Annotated in this window: 15 protein-coding genes; 7 read left to right on the forward strand and 8 right to left on the reverse strand. The window is 69.3% G+C overall.

Annotated elements, in window-relative coordinates; translation table 11 throughout:
* Positions 1-31 precede the first annotated feature (31 nt).
* Positions 32-862, reverse strand: a complete 831-nt coding sequence (locus G537_RS0122670; protein ID WP_026872065.1) for an oxidoreductase — start codon at positions 860-862, stop codon at positions 32-34.
* A gap of 121 nt (positions 863-983) precedes the next feature.
* On the opposite strand from G537_RS0122670, the gene G537_RS0122675 reads away from it, so the two are divergent.
* Both G537_RS0122675 and G537_RS0122680 read left to right on the forward strand, forming a co-directional pair.
* The gene (locus G537_RS0122675) at positions 984-1,883 is read left to right on the forward strand and encodes a LysR family transcriptional regulator (protein ID WP_026872066.1); all 900 of its coding nucleotides are present in this window, start codon (positions 984-986) and stop codon (positions 1,881-1,883) included.
* 188 nt (positions 1,884-2,071) lie between these two features.
* Complete coding sequence (locus tag G537_RS0122680; RefSeq protein WP_026872067.1) at positions 2,072-4,126, forward strand: calcium-binding protein; 2,055 nt, start codon at positions 2,072-2,074, stop codon at positions 4,124-4,126.
* 78 nt (positions 4,127-4,204) lie between these two features.
* On the opposite strand, the gene G537_RS0122685 is transcribed toward G537_RS0122680, so the two are convergent.
* The 3 genes from G537_RS0122685 to G537_RS39355 all read right to left on the reverse strand — a co-directional run bounded on the left by G537_RS0122685 (position 4,205) and on the right by G537_RS39355 (position 6,711).
* Positions 4,205-4,723, reverse strand: coding sequence for a hypothetical protein (locus G537_RS0122685; RefSeq protein WP_155888724.1), 519 nt, complete (start codon positions 4,721-4,723; stop codon positions 4,205-4,207).
* Positions 4,724-4,840: 117 nt separating this feature from the next.
* Positions 4,841-5,290: a Dps family protein gene (locus G537_RS0122690; RefSeq protein ID WP_034852674.1), complete on the reverse strand. Its 450-nt coding sequence runs from the start codon at positions 5,288-5,290 to the stop codon at positions 4,841-4,843.
* A gap of 188 nt (positions 5,291-5,478) precedes the next feature.
* The gene (locus G537_RS39355) at positions 5,479-6,711 is read right to left on the reverse strand and encodes a lipase family protein (protein WP_155888725.1); all 1,233 of its coding nucleotides are present in this window, start codon (positions 6,709-6,711) and stop codon (positions 5,479-5,481) included.
* A 166-nt stretch (positions 6,712-6,877) separates the two neighbouring features.
* Between G537_RS39355 and G537_RS0122700 the strand changes: the two genes are divergently transcribed.
* Positions 6,878-7,531, forward strand: coding sequence for a TetR/AcrR family transcriptional regulator (locus G537_RS0122700; protein ID WP_026872070.1), 654 nt, complete (start codon positions 6,878-6,880; stop codon positions 7,529-7,531).
* A 10-nt stretch (positions 7,532-7,541) separates the two neighbouring features.
* Here the strand turns inward: G537_RS0122700 and G537_RS0122705 are convergent, their stop codons facing one another.
* Entirely contained in the window at positions 7,542-8,552 is a 1,011-nt protein-coding gene (locus G537_RS0122705) for a serine hydrolase domain-containing protein (protein WP_026872071.1), read from the reverse strand.
* Positions 8,553-8,684: 132 nt separating this feature from the next.
* Between G537_RS0122705 and G537_RS0122710 the strand changes: the two genes are divergently transcribed.
* A complete protein-coding gene (locus tag G537_RS0122710; protein ID WP_034852675.1) occupies positions 8,685-10,352 on the forward strand; it encodes a thiamine pyrophosphate-binding protein in 1,668 nt (555 codons plus the stop codon).
* Here the strand turns inward: G537_RS0122710 and G537_RS0122715 are convergent.
* The 3 genes from G537_RS0122715 to G537_RS0122725 form a co-directional block, all read right to left on the reverse strand.
* Positions 10,349-10,678 (reverse strand): AzlD domain-containing protein, encoded by a 330-nt coding sequence (locus tag G537_RS0122715; protein ID WP_026872073.1) that lies wholly within the window; start codon positions 10,676-10,678, stop codon positions 10,349-10,351. The two genes, G537_RS0122710 and G537_RS0122715, sit on opposite strands and share 4 nt — an antisense overlap.
* Entirely contained in the window at positions 10,671-11,402 is a 732-nt protein-coding gene (locus G537_RS0122720; RefSeq protein WP_026872074.1) for an AzlC family ABC transporter permease, read from the reverse strand. Before G537_RS0122720 ends, G537_RS0122715 begins: the two co-directional genes overlap by 8 nt.
* A gap of 80 nt (positions 11,403-11,482) precedes the next feature.
* Positions 11,483-12,364: a LysR family transcriptional regulator gene (locus G537_RS0122725; protein WP_026872075.1), complete on the reverse strand. Its 882-nt coding sequence runs from the start codon at positions 12,362-12,364 to the stop codon at positions 11,483-11,485.
* Between the two features lie 655 nt (positions 12,365-13,019).
* Here G537_RS0122725 and G537_RS0122730 point away from each other — a divergent pair.
* The 3 genes from G537_RS0122730 (at position 13,020) to G537_RS0122740 (ending at position 17,991) form a co-directional block, all read left to right on the forward strand.
* A complete protein-coding gene (locus G537_RS0122730; protein ID WP_034852676.1) occupies positions 13,020-14,966 on the forward strand; it encodes a PrkA family serine protein kinase in 1,947 nt (648 codons plus the stop codon).
* Positions 14,967-15,145: 179 nt separating this feature from the next.
* Positions 15,146-16,453 carry a YeaH/YhbH family protein gene (locus G537_RS0122735; RefSeq protein ID WP_026872077.1) on the forward strand — a complete coding sequence of 436 codons (1,308 nt, stop codon included), beginning with the start codon at positions 15,146-15,148 and terminating at the stop codon, positions 16,451-16,453.
* The gene (locus G537_RS0122740) at positions 16,450-17,991 is read left to right on the forward strand and encodes a SpoVR family protein (protein ID WP_026872078.1); all 1,542 of its coding nucleotides are present in this window, start codon (positions 16,450-16,452) and stop codon (positions 17,989-17,991) included. Before G537_RS0122735 ends, G537_RS0122740 begins: the two co-directional genes overlap by 4 nt.
* Positions 17,992-18,001: the final 10 nt, after the last annotated feature.

An 18,001-nucleotide genomic window follows, 5' to 3' on the forward strand; every position in this document is an offset into this window, starting at 1 on the left:
CGGATGTCGCCCCGGGATGCCGCCCAGGCGGTCAGTCCTCGAAGCCGGTCGATTCCGCCAGGCTGCGCCACTGCGCCAGCTCCTTCGCGACGAAGGCGTTCTTGGCCTCGATCCGCTCGACCGTGTCGCGGCCGAGCGGCAGGCGCACCGGCGGGGCCTCGGCCGCGACCACGGCGCGCAACGCCTGGGCCAGCTTCTTCGGGTCGCCGGGCTGCTGGTAGTTGTGCCCGGCCGCGAAGTCGCGCATCCGGCCGACCGTCTCGGCATAGTCGGCGATCTCGGTGCGCGTCCGGCTCAGCGAGCTGCCGTCCAGGAAGTTGGTGCGGAAGAAGCCGGGCTCGACCACCGTGGCGTGGATCCCGAGCGGCGCCAGCTCCGCCGCCAGGGCCTCGGTCAGCCCCTCGACCGCGAATTTGGTCGCGCCGTAGACGCCCCAGCCCGGATAGGCCTGGTAGCCGCCGACCGAGGAGATGTTCAGAATGTGGCCCGAGCGCTGGCGGCGCAGCTGCGGCAGCACCGCGCGGGTGACGTTCAAGAGGCCGAAGACATTGGTGCCGAACAGCCGCTCGACCTCGACGGCATCCGCCTCCTCGACCGCGCCGAGCAGGCCGTAGCCGGCATTGTTGACCAGGACGTCGATCCGGCCGAAGCGCTCGACCGCGGCCTGTGCCGCCGCCCGCGCCTGCGCCTCGTCGGTGACGTCGAGCGTCAGCGGCAGCAGGTTCGGGTGGTCGCCGAAGCGCTCCACGACCGCCTTCGCGTCCCGTGCGGCCGCGGCCACGGCGTCGCCGCCGTCCAGCACCGCCTGGGTGATCTCCGCGCCGATGCCGCGCGACGCGCCGGTGATGAACCAGACCTTCATGATGCCCTCCTTCGGACTGCAGGCCCGCCCTCGGGCCGTTGCGTTTCCGAATTTAAGGGCTGGCCGATTGCACAATAATCCCATCAATATTCCATTGGTCGTTGAGAAAGAGTCATCAATCTTGGCACGGATCGATTTCCCCGGTCTCTCCGCCTTCGTCGCCGTGGCGACCCATCGCAGCTTCCGCCGGGCCGCGGCGGAGCTGGGCGTCTCGCCCTCCGCGGTCAGCCATCTGCTGCGCGACCTGGAGGAGCGGCTGGGCGTCCGGCTGCTGAACCGCACCACCCGCAGTGTCGCGCCTTCGGACGCCGGCGCGCGGCTGCTGCAGCGGTTGCAGCCGATGTTCCGCGACCTCGGCGACGCGCTGGAGGAGGTGAACCAGTTCCGCGACCGGCCGGCCGGCACGCTGCGCATCAACGCGCCGCATCAGGGGGCCCGGCAGGTGCTGGCGCCGATCATGGCGCGCTTCGTGCGGACCTATCCGCAGATGCGGCTGGAGATCGTCAACGACGACGACCTGGTTGACATCGTCGCCGGCGGCTTCGACGCCGGGCTGCGCTTCGGCGAGAGCCTGGAGCAGGACATGATCGCCGTCCGCTTCGGACCGAGGCAGCGCTGGGCCGTGATCGCCGCGCCGGGCTATTTCGACGGACGGGAGCGGCCCCGCACCCCGCATGAGCTGAAGGGTCATGCCTGCATCCGCTACCGCTTCCACAGCGGCGCCTTTCTCCGCTGGGAGTTCGAGAAGGACGGCGAGGCGCTGGAGGTCGAGGTCGATGGGCCGCTGACGCTGGGCGACCAGGAGCTGATGCTGCGGGCCGCGCTGGACGGCGCCGGCATCGCCTGCGTGTTCGAGGCGGTCGCGGCGCCCGCCCTAACCGACGGGCGGCTGGTCCGCCTGCTCGAGGACTGGTGCCCGGACTTTCCCGGCTTCTTCCTCTACTACCCCAGCCGGCGGCAGTTGCCGCTGGGCCTGCGCGCCTTCATCGACATGGCGCGGGAGGAATGGCCGGAGAGCTAGAGTGGTGAAATCTTGAAAGATTCAAGACACTGCATCTAATCTGATTAGCGATTAGCATCGCTCGGATTGCCTTTCATGATTTAACTTCGAGACTCGTGACGAAATCTTCTGGCAAAATCCTCCCCTAAGGATTTCGACGGCCTGACGGATCCTGATCCTTGGCGCCGTCTCTTGGAAGGGAGGACGACATGGCGATCATCAACGGCACCGAGCAGGACGATGTCCTGACCGGCACCGAGACCGACGATTCGATCAACGGCTTCGGCGGGGCCGACCGGATCACCGCCGCCGGCGGCGACGACATCGTCCAGGCCGGCAGCGGCGACGACACCGTGACCGGTGCCGCCGGCGACGATTCGCTGACCGGCGGCAGCGGCAACGACGTGCTGGAAGGGGGTGCCGACGCCGACACCATCGACGGCGGCACCGGCATCGACACCGCCTCTTACGCCGGCTCCGCCGCGGCGGTCACGATCGACCTCGGCGCCGGCACGGTCGCGGGCGGCGATGCCGTGGGCGACACCCTGCGCGCCATCGAGAGCCTGATCGGGTCGGCCTTCAACGACGTGCTGACCGGCGGCGACGGCGCCAACACCCTGACCGGCGGCAACGGCGACGACACGCTCGACGGCGGCGCGGGCGCCGACCGGATCGAGGGCGGCGCCGGCACCGACACGCTGTCCTACGAAGGGTCCTATGCCGGCGTCTCGGTCAGCCTGCTGCTCGGCACCGCGACGGGCGGCGACGCCGAGGGCGACAGCTTCAGCGGCATCGAAAACCTGGTCGGCGGTGGCGGCGAGGACCGGCTGGCCGGCAGCAACGGGGCGGACGTCCTGGACGGCGGGGGCCGAAGCGACACGCTTTTCGGCCACAGCGGCAACGACCGTCTCCAGGGCGATTCCAGCGACGACGTACTGATCGGCGGCATCGGCGCCGACACTCTGATCGGTGGCTACGGCCAGAACGGCGAGTTCGACGACAGCCAGTTCGACTGGGCCTCCTACCAGACCAGCGCGGCTGGGGTGATCGTCGATCTGACAGCCGGGACCGCCAGCGGCGGCGACGCCGAGGGAGACACCCTGATCGGTATCGAGTACCTCCGCGGATCGGCGCATGACGACGTCCTGACCGGTGGCGCCGAGTTCTCCGCCCGGCTCGAAGGCGGAGCGGGCGACGACGAGCTGCGGGCCGGGGCCCTCAACGGCCGGCTCGTCGGCGGCACGGGCGACGATACGCTCGTCGGCGGGGTTCGGAGCGACCACCTCTATGGCGGCGAGGGAACCGACACCCTGACCGGTGGCGAGGGCATCGACGCGCTCTATGGCGGCGCGGGGGCCGACTCGCTGTCCGGCGGCATCCACCAGGATACGCTCGAGGGCGGCGCAGGGGCCGACCGGCTCGACGGCGGCGACGGGGGCGACACGGCCTCCTATCTGCACTCGGCCGCCGCGGTGACGATCGACCTCGCGGCCGGCGAGAACTCGGGCGGCGATGCCGAGGGCGATACCTATGTCGGGATCGAGAACATCCTCGGCTCGCGCTTCGACGATGTCCTGTCCGGCGATGCCGGCGTCAACACCCTCAACGGCGCGGACGGAGACGACCTGATCAACGGCCATGGCGGGCGGGACAACATCTTCGGCGGCGACGGCATCGATACGGTCACCTTCGCCGACGCGACAGCCCGCGTATTGATCCGGATCGACGACAATTCGTTTTATCTGACCTCGGAAGTCCGGGCCGCAGAGAACATCATCGGATCGGCCTTCGACGACACCATTCGCGGCAATGAGGTGGCCAACCGGCTGGAAGGCGGGGCCGGGGCCGACTCGCTGGTCGGCGACAGCGGCGACGATACGGTGATCGGGGGCAGCGGAAACGATCGCGTGGAGGGTGAATACGGCGCCGATATCCTGACCGGCGGCACCGGCGCCGACACCTTCCTTTATCGGTTTTTCGGGGAGAGCACCGTCGCCGCCGCCGGCCGCGACCGGATCGAGGATTTCTCCGCGGCCGACGGCGACAAGATCAACCTGTTCGCCATCCATGCGGACGGCACCCGGGGCAGCAGCTTCACCTTCACCGAGGGCGGCGCCTTCACCGGCCTCGCCGGCGAGCTGATCGTGGTCGCCGATGGTGGCGTGTCCACGGTCATGGGCGACCAGAACGGCGACCGGGTGGCGGACATGGCGATCGACGTGGTCACCGCCACCGCGCTGACCGTCGCCGACTTCGTGCTGTAGCAGGACAGAGGCCCGGACCCAGGTCCGGGCCTTTCGCCTCCTGGCTGAGCAGGCAGCGCGACGAGGTGGCGCTCACGCTCACCGGGGTGGTGTGGCGTCCATATCCATCAGGCAATGCCCCTGCTGAGGCAGCCTGAAGAACCGCTTCTTCGCGCTGCCGGAGCACGCCTCCATCATCGACAGAGCCAGAATTTCGCGAACTGCGAATTCAGTCCTGCCATACAGGGCCATCGGCCTCATCTCGTCCAACCCTGGCGAGGTCGGCGTCATCCCGGCCTTGGCGACGACCTCGTCAAGAAATTTCCGAGTGCATTCCAGCATCATTCCTTTGATGCTGCCCACCCCGCACTGCCGGCCCTCATCGGTCAGGCAGCCTTCCTTGATGCTGCTGGCCTTCAGGTCGGAAAGCCACATCAGGAATTTAGATTGCTCGGCCGAGTACCCGTCCTGCTCGAGCTTCCGGATCAGCAGAACCCGCTGGTCGCGGTATGAATAGATCCGGCAATCCATGGGCTCCGGCGGGCCTGCCGAAGCGAGGCGGGCAAACCCGGCCAGCACTATCAGAACCAGAAGTCCGCAAATCGATGCACGCCGCATCACGCCCCCTCTCGCTCTGCCGGCGCGGCGATGCTCCGAGAATGCGGGTCCTGCCGCAACAGAAAAGGCCCGGGTCGACCCGGGCCTTCGTTCTGATGCGGGCTTCCCCGGGGCCGCTTACGCCGCGGTCGCGCGCAGCATCCAGGCGGCCTTGTCGTGATAGGAGATGCGCTGGGTCAGCAGGTCGACCGTCGAATCGTCGCCGGCCTTCTCGCCCACCGCCAGCGCCGCCTTGGCCTGGTCGGCCAGCAGCTCGTGGCTCTTGGCGAGATCCTTGACCATGGCGATGCCGTCGATCCCGTCCTTGGGCGGCGACACCTTGGTGAGCTTGGCGAAGGCCTCGAAGCTGCCGGGCGCGTGCTCGCCGAGGGCGCGAATCCGTTCCGCCACCTCGTCCACCGCCTCGAACAGGGCCTTGTACTGCTCCTCGAACAGGCCGTGCAGCGAGTGGAACTGCGGACCCTCGACGTTCCAGTGGTAGTTCTGGGTCTTGATCTGGAGGGCGTAGGTATCGGCCAGCACCTGCTTCAGCGCGTCCACGACCGGCGTATTGGAGGCCTTGCTCATCACCCTTCTCCTCGTTTTGGGAGGCGATCCGTCCCGGCTCGGGGATCGGCGCCACGGATCATAGAATGGGGCCGCCTGCGGCAACTTCCAATCGATCCGTCGGATCGCGACAATCGACCCTGCTTATCGGAAAACGCAGGGCGGCGGCACAAGGGTGACGACGCCCCGTTCGCGCGATGCGGGCGCCGTTATCCGGGGCAGTCGCCGGGGGCCGGCTTCCCGGCGAAGCGGTCGCGGATCCAGGCGAGCTGGTCCGCCACCGTCTCGCCCATCGCCGGGTCGTGGTCGAAGCCCGGATAGCTGCGGAACGTCACCGCCTGGCCGCTGCGGCAGGCGCGGTCCACTGTTTCGCGGATCCCGGCCAGCGGCACCGCCGTGTCGGCCTCGCCGGCGATCACGAAGATCGGTCCCTTGATCGGCGCTGCGCCGGCCGCGTTCTGGTCGAAGAAGGCCTTCACCGACGGGTTCTCCGCCCAGCCGGCCTTCAGCATCGCCGCGGCATCGACGCTGCGGTAGTTGGCATAGCCGTAGTACCAGCAGCCTTCGGTCGTCACCTCGCGGTAACGGGCGGCGCCGGCGGCGGAGAGCATGTCCTCCGGCCGGAACTCCGGCGAGCGCGTGTGGATGGCGTAGGCGATCCAGGGCAGGTAGAACCCGCCCCCCGTGGCCTCCCGCGGATGCGTCGCCAGCCGGGCGAGATGCGTGGCTCCGGCGACGGAGACGGCGCCGAGATAGCCGGGGTCGTCGAGCTTCGTCTGCATCTCGGCCACGCCCCAGGCCGCCGCCCCGCCCTGGGAATGCCCGTCCACCACCCAGCTCCGGCCGAGACTGGGCACCGCCGCGCGGGCGGCGGGAAGCGAGTGGATGACGTCGAGCGCCTGGGCGGCCTTGTCCATGTAGCGATGGGCGCCCTCGGTGCCGAGCCCGTGATAGTCGGTCGCCACTACGGCGAAGCCGGCCTCCAGCATCTCCGACAGGCCGAGCCCGCCGTAATAGACGTCCGACATCGCCGAGGGTGCGCAGTGCCGGGCGACGCCGCTGGTGCCGTGCGCCCAGGCGATCACCGGCCAGCCGCCCGCCGGCGGCCGGCCGGCCGGAACCAGGACGACGCCGGAGGTCGCCACATCGGCACCGTCCGGCGCGACCGAGTGGTAGAGGATGCGGACCGCCGAGGCGCCCGGCGGCAGCGCATAGCCGCTGAAGGCCTCCTGCCGCAGCAGGTCGCCGGGCCTGGTCGAGGCCAGGGTCGCCGGCGTGTCGTAGAAGGCGGTGATCGGCAGGGCTGTGCTCTGCTCCAACGCCACGGCTTCGGCGACCGTCTTCGGTAGGCCGGTCTCATCGGCCCCGGCCGGCAGGGCACCGGACGCGATCGCCCCGCCCAGCACCAACAGCATCAGCCAGCGCGGCCGAAGCCGTGACATGCCACACGCACGCATTCGCTTGCCTCCCCGACAGCTTGAACGCGAATATATATTCGCGTTCTGTGAAGACGGCCGTCAAGCGCAACGTGGCCACTTTCCGATGGCCGGAAGCCGACCGCGCTTCCTACACTCCGGCCGGACGCGCCGATGACGAGCGACGGGAGCCATGACCCGCAGCCGGAGACAAGAACAGGAGACCACGATCGAGCCGCGCCGCCGGCCGCGGCAGGACCGGTCGCGCGGCATGGTCGAGCGGATCCTCTCGGCGGCCCAGCAGCTGCTGGGCGCGGTCGGCTTCAAGGGGCTGACCACGATCGCCATCGCCGAGCGGGCGGAGCTGTCGGTCGGATCGCTGTACCAGTACTTCCCGAACAAGGAGGCGGTGATCCTGGAGCTGGCCCGCCGCTGGTTCTCAGCCTTCCGCACCGTCCTCGACGCCCAGCGCGACGCCGCGCCGGTGCGGAGCTGGAGCCGGTTCGAGCAGGTCTTCCACGATTTCGTCGGCGTGCTGGCCGGTCTCTACCGGAGCCACGCCGACCTGCTGCCGGTGCTGGAGGCGATGCAGGCGAATGCCGAGCTGCGCCGGATCGTCGGCGATCACGATGCCGCGATCGTGAAGGCCCAGGCCGACTGGTTCACCCGGATCAACCCGGCGCTGGACCGCGACACCGCGGCCCGGCTGGGCCTCGTCATCCTGGAGACGGGGCATGCCGGCTTTGCTGCTGCCGTACGCCAGCCGGCCCCTGTCCGGGACCTCATGGTCGCGGATCTGGAGAGGATGCATCTGGCGCTGTTGCGCCCGCATCTGGGGCTGGCCTGATCGGCCCCGATCAGGCCCAGTCGCGCCAGCGCGCGGCGATGCGGTTGCCGACCGACAGGCGCAGGTCCTGGATGCCGGTGTCGATCTCGCGGCTTGGATGCACCCGGTTGGTCAGGAGCGTCCAGGCGATGCCGCGGTCGAGGTCGATCCACAGTCCCGTGCCGGTGAAGCCGAGATGGCCGATGGTGCGCGGCGAGCACAGGCTGCCGCCCCGCCAGCCGGGATGGCGCCGCTCCCACCCCAGGGCCCGGCCCGGCGTCTGCTGCGGCGCGCACAGCTCGACCATCGCCGCCGGGCTCAGCAACCGGCCGCGCAGCAGCTCCAGCCCGAAATCGAGCACGCCGCGCACCGTGCCGAACAGCCCGGCATGGCCGGCGGCGCCGCCGAGCGACCAGGCGTTCTCGTCATGCACCTCGCCGCGCAGCAGCCGGTTGCGGACCGCGCACACCTCGGTCGCCGCGGACTGCGCCGGCGGCGGCGCGAAGGACAGGCCGGTGCCGACCGGGAGTTGGCCGAAGGCGACGCCGCGCCAGCGCTCGACCACGAAGCCGAGCAGCATGTAGTTGATGTCGGAATAGACGGGCTCGGCCTTCACCGGCCAGTGCTTGCGGATCACCGCGGTGCGCCGCTGCTCCGCCGGGCCGGGCCAGAGATAGATCCGCTCCTGCGCCGGCAGGCCGCTGGAATGGTCGAGCAGCCGGCGCAGCGGGATCGCCCCGTGCAGCGGCGCCGCATCCGGCAGGTGCTTGGACAGCGGGTCGTCGAGGTCGAGCACCCCCTCCTCCACCAGCCGCAGGATCTCGGTCACCGTGACGACGACCTTGGTCAGGCTGGCGAGGTCGAACCAGGTGTCGCGCTGCAGCGCCTCGGGCTTCGGCAGGGTGGTGGCGACGCCGCCCCAGCGGATGGCGCGCTGGCCGTCGGCGGTGGCGATGCCGAGGGCCGCGCCCGGAATCCGGCCTTCCTCCAGGGCCAGGGCCACGGGAGCGAAGGCATGGTCGGCGAGGGTCTCGAGGCTCATGGACGCGGCTCGTCGGGACAGACGGCGTCGTTAGAGCACGGGGGCGACGGCGGCCGCAAGACCGGGGCGGGTTGGACGGCCGCAAGCCGCATGCTAGACCGGCGCAAACGCCCACGAACAACGGTCGCCATCATGCCCCGCACCGCTGCCCGCGCCCTGGTCGACACCCTGCGCCTGAACGGCGTCGACACCATCTTCTGCGTGCCGGGCGAGAGCTATCTGGCCGTGCTCGACGCGCTGCACGACGTGCCGGAGATCAAGCTGGTGGTCTGCCGCCAGGAAGGCGGCGCCGCCTACATGGCCGACGCCTATGCCAAGGCCACCGGCAAGCCCGGCATCTGCTTCGTCACCCGCGGCCCAGGCATCACCAACGCCTCGGTCGGCATCCATGTGGCGCAGCAGGATTCGTCGCCGGTGATCGTGTTCATGGGCCAGGTCGGCCGCGACATGTTCGAGCGCGAGGCCTTCCAGGAGGTCGATGTCCGCAAGGTCTTCGGCTCGATGACCAAATGGGCGGCGCAGATCGACGACCCCGACCGGGTGCCGGAATTCGTCTCCCGCGCCTTCTATACCGCCACCTCCGGCCGTCCCGGCCCGGTGGTGCTGGCGCTGCCGGAGGACATGCTGGTCGAGGAGACCGGGGCGCCGGATGTCCGCCCCGCCGCCCCGGCCGACACCGGCATCGGCGCCGAGGCCCTGGCGCAGCTGCGCGACCTGCTGGCCGAGGCCAGGCGGCCGCTGCTGCTGATCGGCGGCGGCGGATGGAGCGCCCAGGCCCGCGCCGATATCCAGGCCTTCGCCGAGGCGTGGGAGGTGCCGCTGACCGTCTCCTTCCGCTGCCAGGACTATGTCGACAACGACCATACCCACTATGTCGGCGATGTCGGCATCGGCCCGAACCCGAAGCTGGCCGAGCGGGTGAAGACCACCGACCTGCTGATCGTGCTGGGCGCCCGGCTGGGCGAGATGACCACCAGCGGCTACACCCTGCTGGAGGTGCCGGTGCCGGCGCAGCGGCTGGTGCACATCCATGCCGGGGCGGAGGAGCTGGGGCGGGTCTATCAGCCGGAGCTCGCGATCAACGCCGGCTCCGCTGCCGTCGCGAAGGCGCTGGCCGGGCTGACCCCGGCCGGCGACATCCAGGCGCGGCGCGACTGGGTGCGCGCCGCCCGCGCCGACTACGAGGCCTGGCAGCAGCCGGTGGTCTCGCCCGGCCAGGTGCAGATGTCCGAGATCGTGCGCTGGCTGGTCGGCCGGCTGCCGGCCGATGCCGTGATCTGCAACGGCGCCGGCAACTACGCCACTTGGTTCCACCGCTTCTACCGCTACCGCGGCTGGCGCAGCCAGCTGGCGCCGACCAACGGGTCGATGGGCTACGGCGTGCCGGCGGCGGTCGCCGCCAAGCTGACGCATCCCGAGCGGGTGGTGATCGCCGCCGCCGGCGACGGCTGCTTCCTGATGAACGGGCAGGAGCTGGCGACCGCGGTGCAGTACGGCGCCGCCGTGGTGTTCCTGGTGATCGACAACGGCATGTACGGCACCATCCGCATGCATCAGGAGCGGGAATACCCCGCCCGGATCAGCGGCACCGGGCTGCAGAACCCGGACTTCGCCCGGCTGGCCGAGGCCTATGGCGCCCATGCCGAGACGGTGGATCGGACCGAGGACTTCGCGCCGGCCTTCGAACGCGCGGTCGCCTCCGGCCGCCCGGCGCTGATCTGGATCAAGCTGGACCCCGAGGCGATCACCCCGCGCGCCAGCCTGAGCCAGATCCGCGCCGCGGCGCAGCAGAAGGGTTAGGCCCAGCCCGCCATCAGCATCAGCGACCCGGCGCCGGCGCTGACGCCGAGCAGCACGTTGCGCCGGAACAGCAGGAACACGGCGAGGCCGAGCGCGGTGGCGCCGGCCCGCTCCGCCATCGAAGTCGCGGCCAGCGGCCCGGCCGGCAGCAGGATCATGCGCGCGATCAGCCCGGCCAGGATGGCGTAGGCGACGCAGCCGACCCAGTCGAGCAGCGCCCCACCTTCCCGCACCCGGCCGGCGAGATAGACGCCGAACGCCCGCCAGACATAGGTGGCGAGCGCGGCGCCGAGCAGCATCAGCCAGGGCAGCGCCGCATCACCCATGGCGGCGGCGCCATGCGCGATCGGCGAAGAAGGCGGCCGAACCGGCGATCAGCCCCGTCGCCAGCAGCCCCCATTCCGGGTCGAGCTGATAGAGAAGCGGCCCCAGCGCCGCGCCCAGCACCATGGCTCCGAGCCGCGCCCGGTTCCTGAGATCCGCGGTCAGCACCAGGATGAAATAGAGCGGGTTGAGGAAGACGAGGCCCAGCGAAACCGAGGCCGGAACCGCCGTCACCAGATGGTAGCCGACCGCGGTCCAGCCGATGCAGGACGCCCACAAGGTGCCGGCGAAGCCGACGAAATAGGGCAGCCTCTGCTCCGGCGGCAGGGTCGGGCAGACCCGCATCCCCTGCACCCAGCCGGTGACGGCGACGAGATGGGCGGCGGCATAGTCCCACCAGCGCGGCCGCCCCGGCACGCGCAGCCCGGGCAGCAGCACCAGCGTCATCGGCAGCAGCCGGACATTGACCAGCGCCACCGCCGCGACCAGCGCCAGCAGCGAGGCGCCGACCGCATAGGCCTCGATCATCACCATCTGGCCCGGCAGCGCCCAGCCGGTCAAAGTCGAGAGCAGCCCGACCGAGAGGTCGAGCCCGCTGGCCCGCACCAGCGAGCCGAAGCCGACATAGGAGGCGCCGAGCACCAGCAGCGGTGCGCCCAGGATGTCCCTCGCCCCGCCGCGGAAGGCGGCACGGGGCGAGGCATAGGCGCGGATCGGGTCGGGCATGGACTCGCTTTTAGGACGGCGATCGCATCCGCCGGCATGCCGATCCGGCATGGAGGATCTGCGGCGCGGCGCCCGACCGCCTAGCCGAGATTCAGCATGCCGAGGAACGCCTCGACCGCCTTGCTGCGGTAGTGGTCCGGATGCCGCAGCACCCGGAAGCGGCGGGCCGGGAACGGCGGGTCGAGCCGGCGCAGCGTGCCGAAGCGCAGCCCCGACTCCACCGCCAGGCTGGACAGCACCCCGGCCCCGGCCCCGGCCTCGATCGCCGCCCGCACCGCCTCGTTGCTGGCCAGCTCGAGCGCCACGGACAGCGAAGCGGGGTCGACGCCGAGCCGTTCGAGCGCCGACTCGAACACCTGGCGGGTGCCGGAGCCGCGCTCGCGCAGCACCCAGGCGCTGTCGGCGAAGCGGGCCGGCGCGACCACCGCTTCCCCGGCCCAGGGATGACCGCTTCCGACCACCAGCACCAGCCGGTCGCCCGGCACGCTGGCATGTTCGAACCCGGCCAGGTCGAGGTCGCCCTCGACGAAGCCGAGATCGGCCCGCCCCTCGCGCACCGCCTCCGCCACCTGGGCGGTGTTGCCGATGGTGAGGTCGAGCCGCAGCCCGGGATGCGCCGCCCGGAACCGGTGCATCAAGGATGGCAGCCAGTAGTTGCCGATGGTCTGGCTGGCGTGCAGCGCCAGGACGCCGCGGCGCAGCCCGGACAGGTCGTCGAGCGCGCGCTCGGCCAGGGCGGCGCGGGCCAGCACCGCCCGCGCCTCCGGCAGGAAGGCGGCGCCGGCATCGGTCAGGGCGATGCCGCGGCCGACGCGGTGGAACAGCTTGGTGGCGTGGCGTGCCTCCAGCGCCTGGATCGCGGCGCTGGCGGCGGACTGGGTCAGGTTCAGCGCCTGCGCCGCACGGGTGACGTGCAGATGCTCGGCGACGGCGACGAAGATCCGGAGCTGCTCCAGGGTCATGCGCCGACCCTAGCGCAGCCGAACGGCCGATCAGAAGCACAGCTTGTTCAGGTCGAGGCCGGCGGCGACACGGGCGGCGACGGGCAGGCCGGAACCGAATCTCGAGGGCGGCGCGAATCGGAGACCGGCGCCCCGGAGTGGTGGCGAGTGTCGTCGCCCCGCCCGTGGGACCTTCGGGCCGCCGAACCGATCGAGCAGGCGACTTATTCCGATCGAATCGATAGGCACCGCCGATCGTACGGCCCCATATCTCGTGCTTAAGGCGAGTTGGCCGAAAAGCCGCATCGCCTTTCTGGCGAAGTGGGCATACCCTGTTACGACTGATCCGACGATCCGGTCCGGTGGCAGGCTAAGCCAAGATCCCGATCAACGGGGCAACGGGCCGACAGAAAATTCAAAGCAGTAGTATTATCGCCCAGTTTCAGCCCTATATTGATATCCAGAGCGAGCGGTGGAGAAGGGGTAGTGCCAGATATTACACCTCACCGGATCCCGAACTGCCCAGACCCTGTTGGGTCTGTGGGCAAGGGCGGTGAGGCTGCACCTCGTCGGCCACCTGATTCTCGCCGCAAACCCCGGCACATCATGCGCCGAGGCAGACGCCCAGAAGCTGCAGACGGTGAGTTTCGATCCTCGAACCTCTAGGCGGGTGGCAATGGCATCGACCGACGACCTCTTCACCAGCTATGCGAAGTCCTACGAGGCCCGCCGCGCGGCGGAGATGTCGCTCGAAGAATACCTGAAGGGCTGTCGCAGCGATCCGATGATGTATGCGAGCGCGCCCGAACGGCTGCTCGCCGCCATCGGCGAGCCGGAGATCGTGGACACGGCCCGCGACCCGCGGCTCGGCCGGATCTTCATGAACCGGACCATCCGGGTCTACCCGGCCTTCTCCGAGTTCTACGGCATGGAGGAGACGATCGAGCGGATCGTCAGCTTCCTGCTGCACGCGGCCCAGGGGCTGGAGGAGCGCAAGCAGATCCTCTACCTGCTCGGCCCGGTCGGGGGCGGCAAGTCGTCGCTGGCGGAGCGCCTGAAGGCGCTGATGGAGGTGAACCCGATCTACGTGCTGAAGGCGGGCGACCAGCTGAGCCCGATCTTCGAAAGCCCGCTGGGCCTGTTCAACCCCGACACCATGGGCGCCGAGCTCGAGGACCGCTACGGCATCCCGCGCCGGCGCCTGACCGGGCTGGTCAGCCCCTGGTGCGTGAAGCGCCTGGACGAGTTCGGCGGCGACATCTCGCGCTTCAAGGTGGTGCGGCTGCAGCCGTCCCGGCTGCGCCAGATCGCCATCGCCAAGACCGAGCCGGGCGACGAGAACAACCAGGACATCTCCTCGCTGGTCGGCAAGGTGGACATCCGCAGCCTGGAGACGCTGCCGCAGCACGACCCGGACGCCTACAGCTATTCCGGCGGCCTGAACCGGGCCAATCAGGGCCTGCTCGAATTCGTCGAGATGTTCAAGGCGCCGATCAAGATGCTGCACCCGCTGCTGACGGCGACGCAGGAGGGCAACTATGTCGGCACCGAGAACATCGGCGCCCTGCCCTTCACCGGCATCATCATGGCGCATTCGAACGAGGCCGAGTGGCAGGGCTTCAAGAACAACAAGAACAACGAGGCCTTCATCGACCGGATCTATGTGATCAAGGTGCCCTACTGCCTGAGGGTGACCGAGGAGCAGAAGATCTACGACAAGCTGATCCGCGGCTCGAAGCTGGCCGACGCGCCCTGCGCTCCCGGCACGCTGGAGATGCTGGCCCGCTTCTCGGTTCTGTCCCGCCTGCGCGAGCACGAAAACTCCAACCTCTACTCCAAGATGCGGGTCTATGACGGCGAGAGCCTGCGCGAGGTCGACCCCCGCGCCCGCAGCCTGCAGGAGTACAAGGACGCCGCCGGGGTCGACGAGGGCATGGACGGCGTCTCGACCCGCTTCGCCTTCAAGGCGCTGGCCGCGACCTTCAACCACGACACCAACGAGGTCGCCGCCGACCCGGTGCACCTGATGTATGTGGTCGAGCAGATGGTGCGGCGCGAACAGCTGCCGGCCGAGACCGAGAAGCGCTACCTGGAGTTCCTGAAGGCCGAGCTGGCGCCGCGCTACGCCGAGTTCATCGGCCACGAGATCCAGAAGGCCTATCTGGAATCGTATCACGACTACGGCCAGAACCTGTTCGACCGCTATGTCGACTATGCCGACGCCTGGATCGAGGATCAGGACTTCAAGGACCCGGACACCGGCCAGCTGTTGAACCGCGATCTCCTGAACCAGGAGCTGACCAAGATCGAGAAGCCGGCCGGCATCGCCAACCCGAAGGATTTCCGCAACGAGGTGGTCAAGTTCGCGTTGCGGTCCCGCGCCGCGAACGAGGGCCGGAACCCGAGCTGGACCAGCTACGAGAAGATCCGCGACGTGATCGAGCGGCGGATGTTCAGCCAGGTCGAGGAGCTGCTCCCGGTGATCAGCTTCGGCTCGAAGAAGGACGGCGAGACCGAGAAGAAGCACGAGGAGTTCGTCCAGCGCATGGTCGCCCGCGGCTACACCGAGCGGCAGGTCCGGCGCCTGGTCGAATGGTACATGCGGGTGAAGCAAGCAGGCTGAGAGGTCTTTTCGGACATGCGCTGGCGTGAGTCGACTGGCGGTGGTTTCGAGAACCGGAGCGCGGCGGGCCTGGACGGCCGCGAGCACCGGAAGCGGAGAAACCGCCGTCGGCCGGCCACGCCAGCCGCGTTTCCAGGAGGCCCTTGAGGACGGAGGTCGGAAGCGACGCAACGATGTCCATGCACATCATCGACCGGCGGCTCAATCCGGGCGGCAAGAGCCTCGTCAACCGCCAGCGTTTCCTGCGCCGGGCCAAGGCCCTGGTGCAGCGGGCGGTCCGGGACAGTTCGCGCGAGCGCAGCATCAAGGATCTCGAGCAGGGCGGTGAGGTCTCGATCCCGGTCACCGGGGTGAACGAGCCCCGGCTGCACCGCTCGGTCTCCGGCGGCATCCGCGACCACGTGCTGCCGGGCAACAAGGAGTTCGTTGAGGGCGACACCATTCCGCGGCCGAAGCGCGGCGGCGGGGGCGGCGGCACCGAAGGCGCGCCCGACGGTGACGGCCAGGACGAGTTCCGCTTCGTCCTGTCGCAGGAAGAGTATCTGGAGCTGTTCCTCGACGATCTGGAGCTGCCCGACCTGGCCAAGCGCAAGCTGGTCGCGGCCGAGAGCGTGGGCTGGCGGCGGGCCGGCTATTCCACCAGCGGACCGCCGGCGAGCCTGGCGGTGACCCGCACGATGCAGAAGGCGATGTCGCGCCGGATCGCGCTGCGCCGCCCGAAATCCGGCGAGATCAAGGACGTCGAGGCCGAGATCGCGGCGCTGGAGGGCGACGAGGACGCCGACCAGGAGAAGATCGATCAGCTGCAGGAGCGGCTGGACCACCTGCTGACGCGCAGCCGGCGCATCCCCTATATCGACCCGGTCGACCTGCGCTACCGCCGGCTGGAGGCGACGCCGAAGCCGGTGGCCCAGGCGGTGATGTTCTGCCTGATGGACGTCTCCGGCTCGATGACCGAGCACATGAAGGACCTGGCGAAGCGCTTTTTCGCCCTGCTCCACCTGTTCCTCAAGCGCCGCTACAAGCATGTCGAGATCGTCTTCATCCGCCACACCCACCAGGCCGAGGAGGTGGACGAGGACACGTTCTTCTATTCGACCGAGAGCGGCGGCACGGTGGTCTCCACCGCGCTGGAGATGATGGCGTCGATCGTCGCCCAGCGCTACCGGCCGGAGGACTGGAACATCTACGCGGCCCAGGCCTCGGACGGCGACAACCTGTCGAGCGACAGCGCCAAGTCGGCGGCGCTGCTGAGCGACGAGATCCTGCCGCTGTGCCAGTACTTCGCCTATCTCGAGGTCGGCCGAGACGAGGACCCGATGTCCTCCGGCGTGGTGCCGCGGCAGACCGATCTCTGGCAGACCTATGACCGGGTGCGGAAGGCCGATGCCCCCTTCGCCATGCGCAAGGTCTGGCACCGCCGCGACATCTATCCGGTGTTCCGCGAGCTGTTCCAGCGTCGGGACGTCGGCGTGGGGGCCGAATGATGGCGGACGACACGCTGCTCTTCCCCGGCACCGACTGGGACTTCGGCACGATCCAGCGGATCTATGACCGGGTCGAGCGGGTCGGCATCCAGGAGCTGAAGCTCGACACCTATCCCAACCAGATCGAGGTGATCACCGCCGAGCAGATGCTCGACGCCTATTCCTCGATCGGCATGCCGCTGTTCTACAAGCACTGGTCCTTCGGCAAGCAGTTCGCCCAGAACGAGGTGCTGTACCGCAAGGGGCTGCGCGGCCTGGCCTATGAGCTGGTGATCAATTCCAGCCCCTGCATCAGCTACATCATGGAGGAGAACACGGCGACCCTGCAGACGCTGGTGATCGCCCATGCCGCCTTCGGCCACAACACCTTCTTCAAGACCAACTACCTGTTCAAGCAGTGGACCGACGCCGAGGGCATCCTCGACTATCTCGAATTCGCCAAGGGCTATATCGCGCAATGCGAGGAGCGCTACGGCCAGATGGCGGTCGAGCAGCTGCTGGACGCGGCCCATGCGCTGATGAGCCACGGCGTCCACCGCTACCCGCGGCCGCGCCGGCCGGACCTGAGGACCGAAGAGCAGCGGGCGAAGGAGCGGCAGGCCTATCAGGAGCAGGTGTTCAACGACCTGTGGCGCACCCTGCCCAACGCCCCGGCCCGCGCCGCCGGACCGACGCTGAGCGAGGAGCGCCGCCGCGCCCTGCTGGAGCTGCCGCAGGAGAACATCCTCTATTTCCTGGAGAAGACGGCGCCGCGGCTGCAGCCCTGGCAGCGCGAGATCCTGCGCATCGTCCGGCTGGTGGCGCAGTACTTCTACCCGCAGTCGCAGACCAAGGTGATGAACGAGGGCTGCGCCTGCTGGGTGCACTACAAGATCATGACCACGCTGCACGAGCAGGGCGCGCTGAACGACGGCGCTTTCCTGGAGTTCCTGCAGTCGCACACCAACGTCGTGTACCAGCCGGAGTTCAACGAGCCGCATTACAACGGCATCAACCCCTACGCCCTCGGCCTCGGCATGATGCAGGACATCGAGCGGATCTGCACCGAGCCGACCGATGAGGATCGCGAGTGGTTCCCGGACATCGCCGGGCGCGGCGATGCCACCGCGGTGCTGCAGGACGTCTGGGCGAACTACCGCGACGAGAGCTTCGTCTCGCAGTTCCTCAGCCCGCGGCTGATCCGGCAGTGGCGGATGTTCCACCTGCTGGACGATTCCGGCCAGCCCGAGCTGCGGGTGGATGCCATCCACGACGAGAGCGGCTACCGCCGGATCCGCCGGACGCTGGCCCGGCAATACGACGTCGCCTGGATCGACCCGGACATCCAGGTGGTCGATGTCGACCTCGCCGGCGACCGCCGCTTGATCCTGCACCACAGCGTCGTCAACGGCATCCTGCTGGCCGAGAACGACACGAGACACGTGCTGCAGCACTTGGCCGACCTCTGGGGCTACGACGTGCTGCTGAAGGAGATCGACCCGGCCAGCAATGCCGTGCTGAAGGAGCATTCCGCCAGCGCCCGGTCGACGTTCTTCTGAGGCTGGACGC

Source organism: Inquilinus limosus DSM 16000 (assembly GCF_000423185.1).
GTDB lineage: Bacteria > Pseudomonadota > Alphaproteobacteria > DSM-16000 > Inquilinaceae > Inquilinus > Inquilinus limosus.

Coding starts and splice junctions, on each gene's coding strand:
- G537_RS0122670 (WP_026872065.1), bottom strand. CDS start 862: ATGAAGGTCTGGTTCATCACCGGCGCGTCGCGCGGCATCGGCGCGGAG.
- G537_RS0122690 (WP_034852674.1), bottom strand. CDS start 5,290: ATGAGCAAGGCCTCCAATACGCCGGTCGTGGACGCGCTGAAGCAGGTG.
- G537_RS0122680 (WP_026872067.1), top strand. CDS start 2,072: ATGGCGATCATCAACGGCACCGAGCAGGACGATGTCCTGACCGGCACC.
- G537_RS0122735 (WP_026872077.1), top strand. CDS start 15,146: ATGCACATCATCGACCGGCGGCTCAATCCGGGCGGCAAGAGCCTCGTC.
- G537_RS39355 (WP_155888725.1), bottom strand. CDS start 6,711: ATGTCACGGCTTCGGCCGCGCTGGCTGATGCTGTTGGTGCTGGGCGGG.
- G537_RS0122700 (WP_026872070.1), top strand. CDS start 6,878: ATGACCCGCAGCCGGAGACAAGAACAGGAGACCACGATCGAGCCGCGC.
- G537_RS0122710 (WP_034852675.1), top strand. CDS start 8,685: ATGCCCCGCACCGCTGCCCGCGCCCTGGTCGACACCCTGCGCCTGAAC.
- G537_RS0122720 (WP_026872074.1), bottom strand. CDS start 11,402: ATGCCCGACCCGATCCGCGCCTATGCCTCGCCCCGTGCCGCCTTCCGC.
- G537_RS0122705 (WP_026872071.1), bottom strand. CDS start 8,552: ATGAGCCTCGAGACCCTCGCCGACCATGCCTTCGCTCCCGTGGCCCTG.
- G537_RS0122740 (WP_026872078.1), top strand. CDS start 16,450: ATGATGGCGGACGACACGCTGCTCTTCCCCGGCACCGACTGGGACTTC.
- G537_RS0122730 (WP_034852676.1), top strand. CDS start 13,020: ATGGCATCGACCGACGACCTCTTCACCAGCTATGCGAAGTCCTACGAG.
- G537_RS0122725 (WP_026872075.1), bottom strand. CDS start 12,364: ATGACCCTGGAGCAGCTCCGGATCTTCGTCGCCGTCGCCGAGCATCTG.
- G537_RS0122715 (WP_026872073.1), bottom strand. CDS start 10,678: ATGGGTGATGCGGCGCTGCCCTGGCTGATGCTGCTCGGCGCCGCGCTC.
- G537_RS0122685 (WP_155888724.1), bottom strand. CDS start 4,723: ATGCGGCGTGCATCGATTTGCGGACTTCTGGTTCTGATAGTGCTGGCC.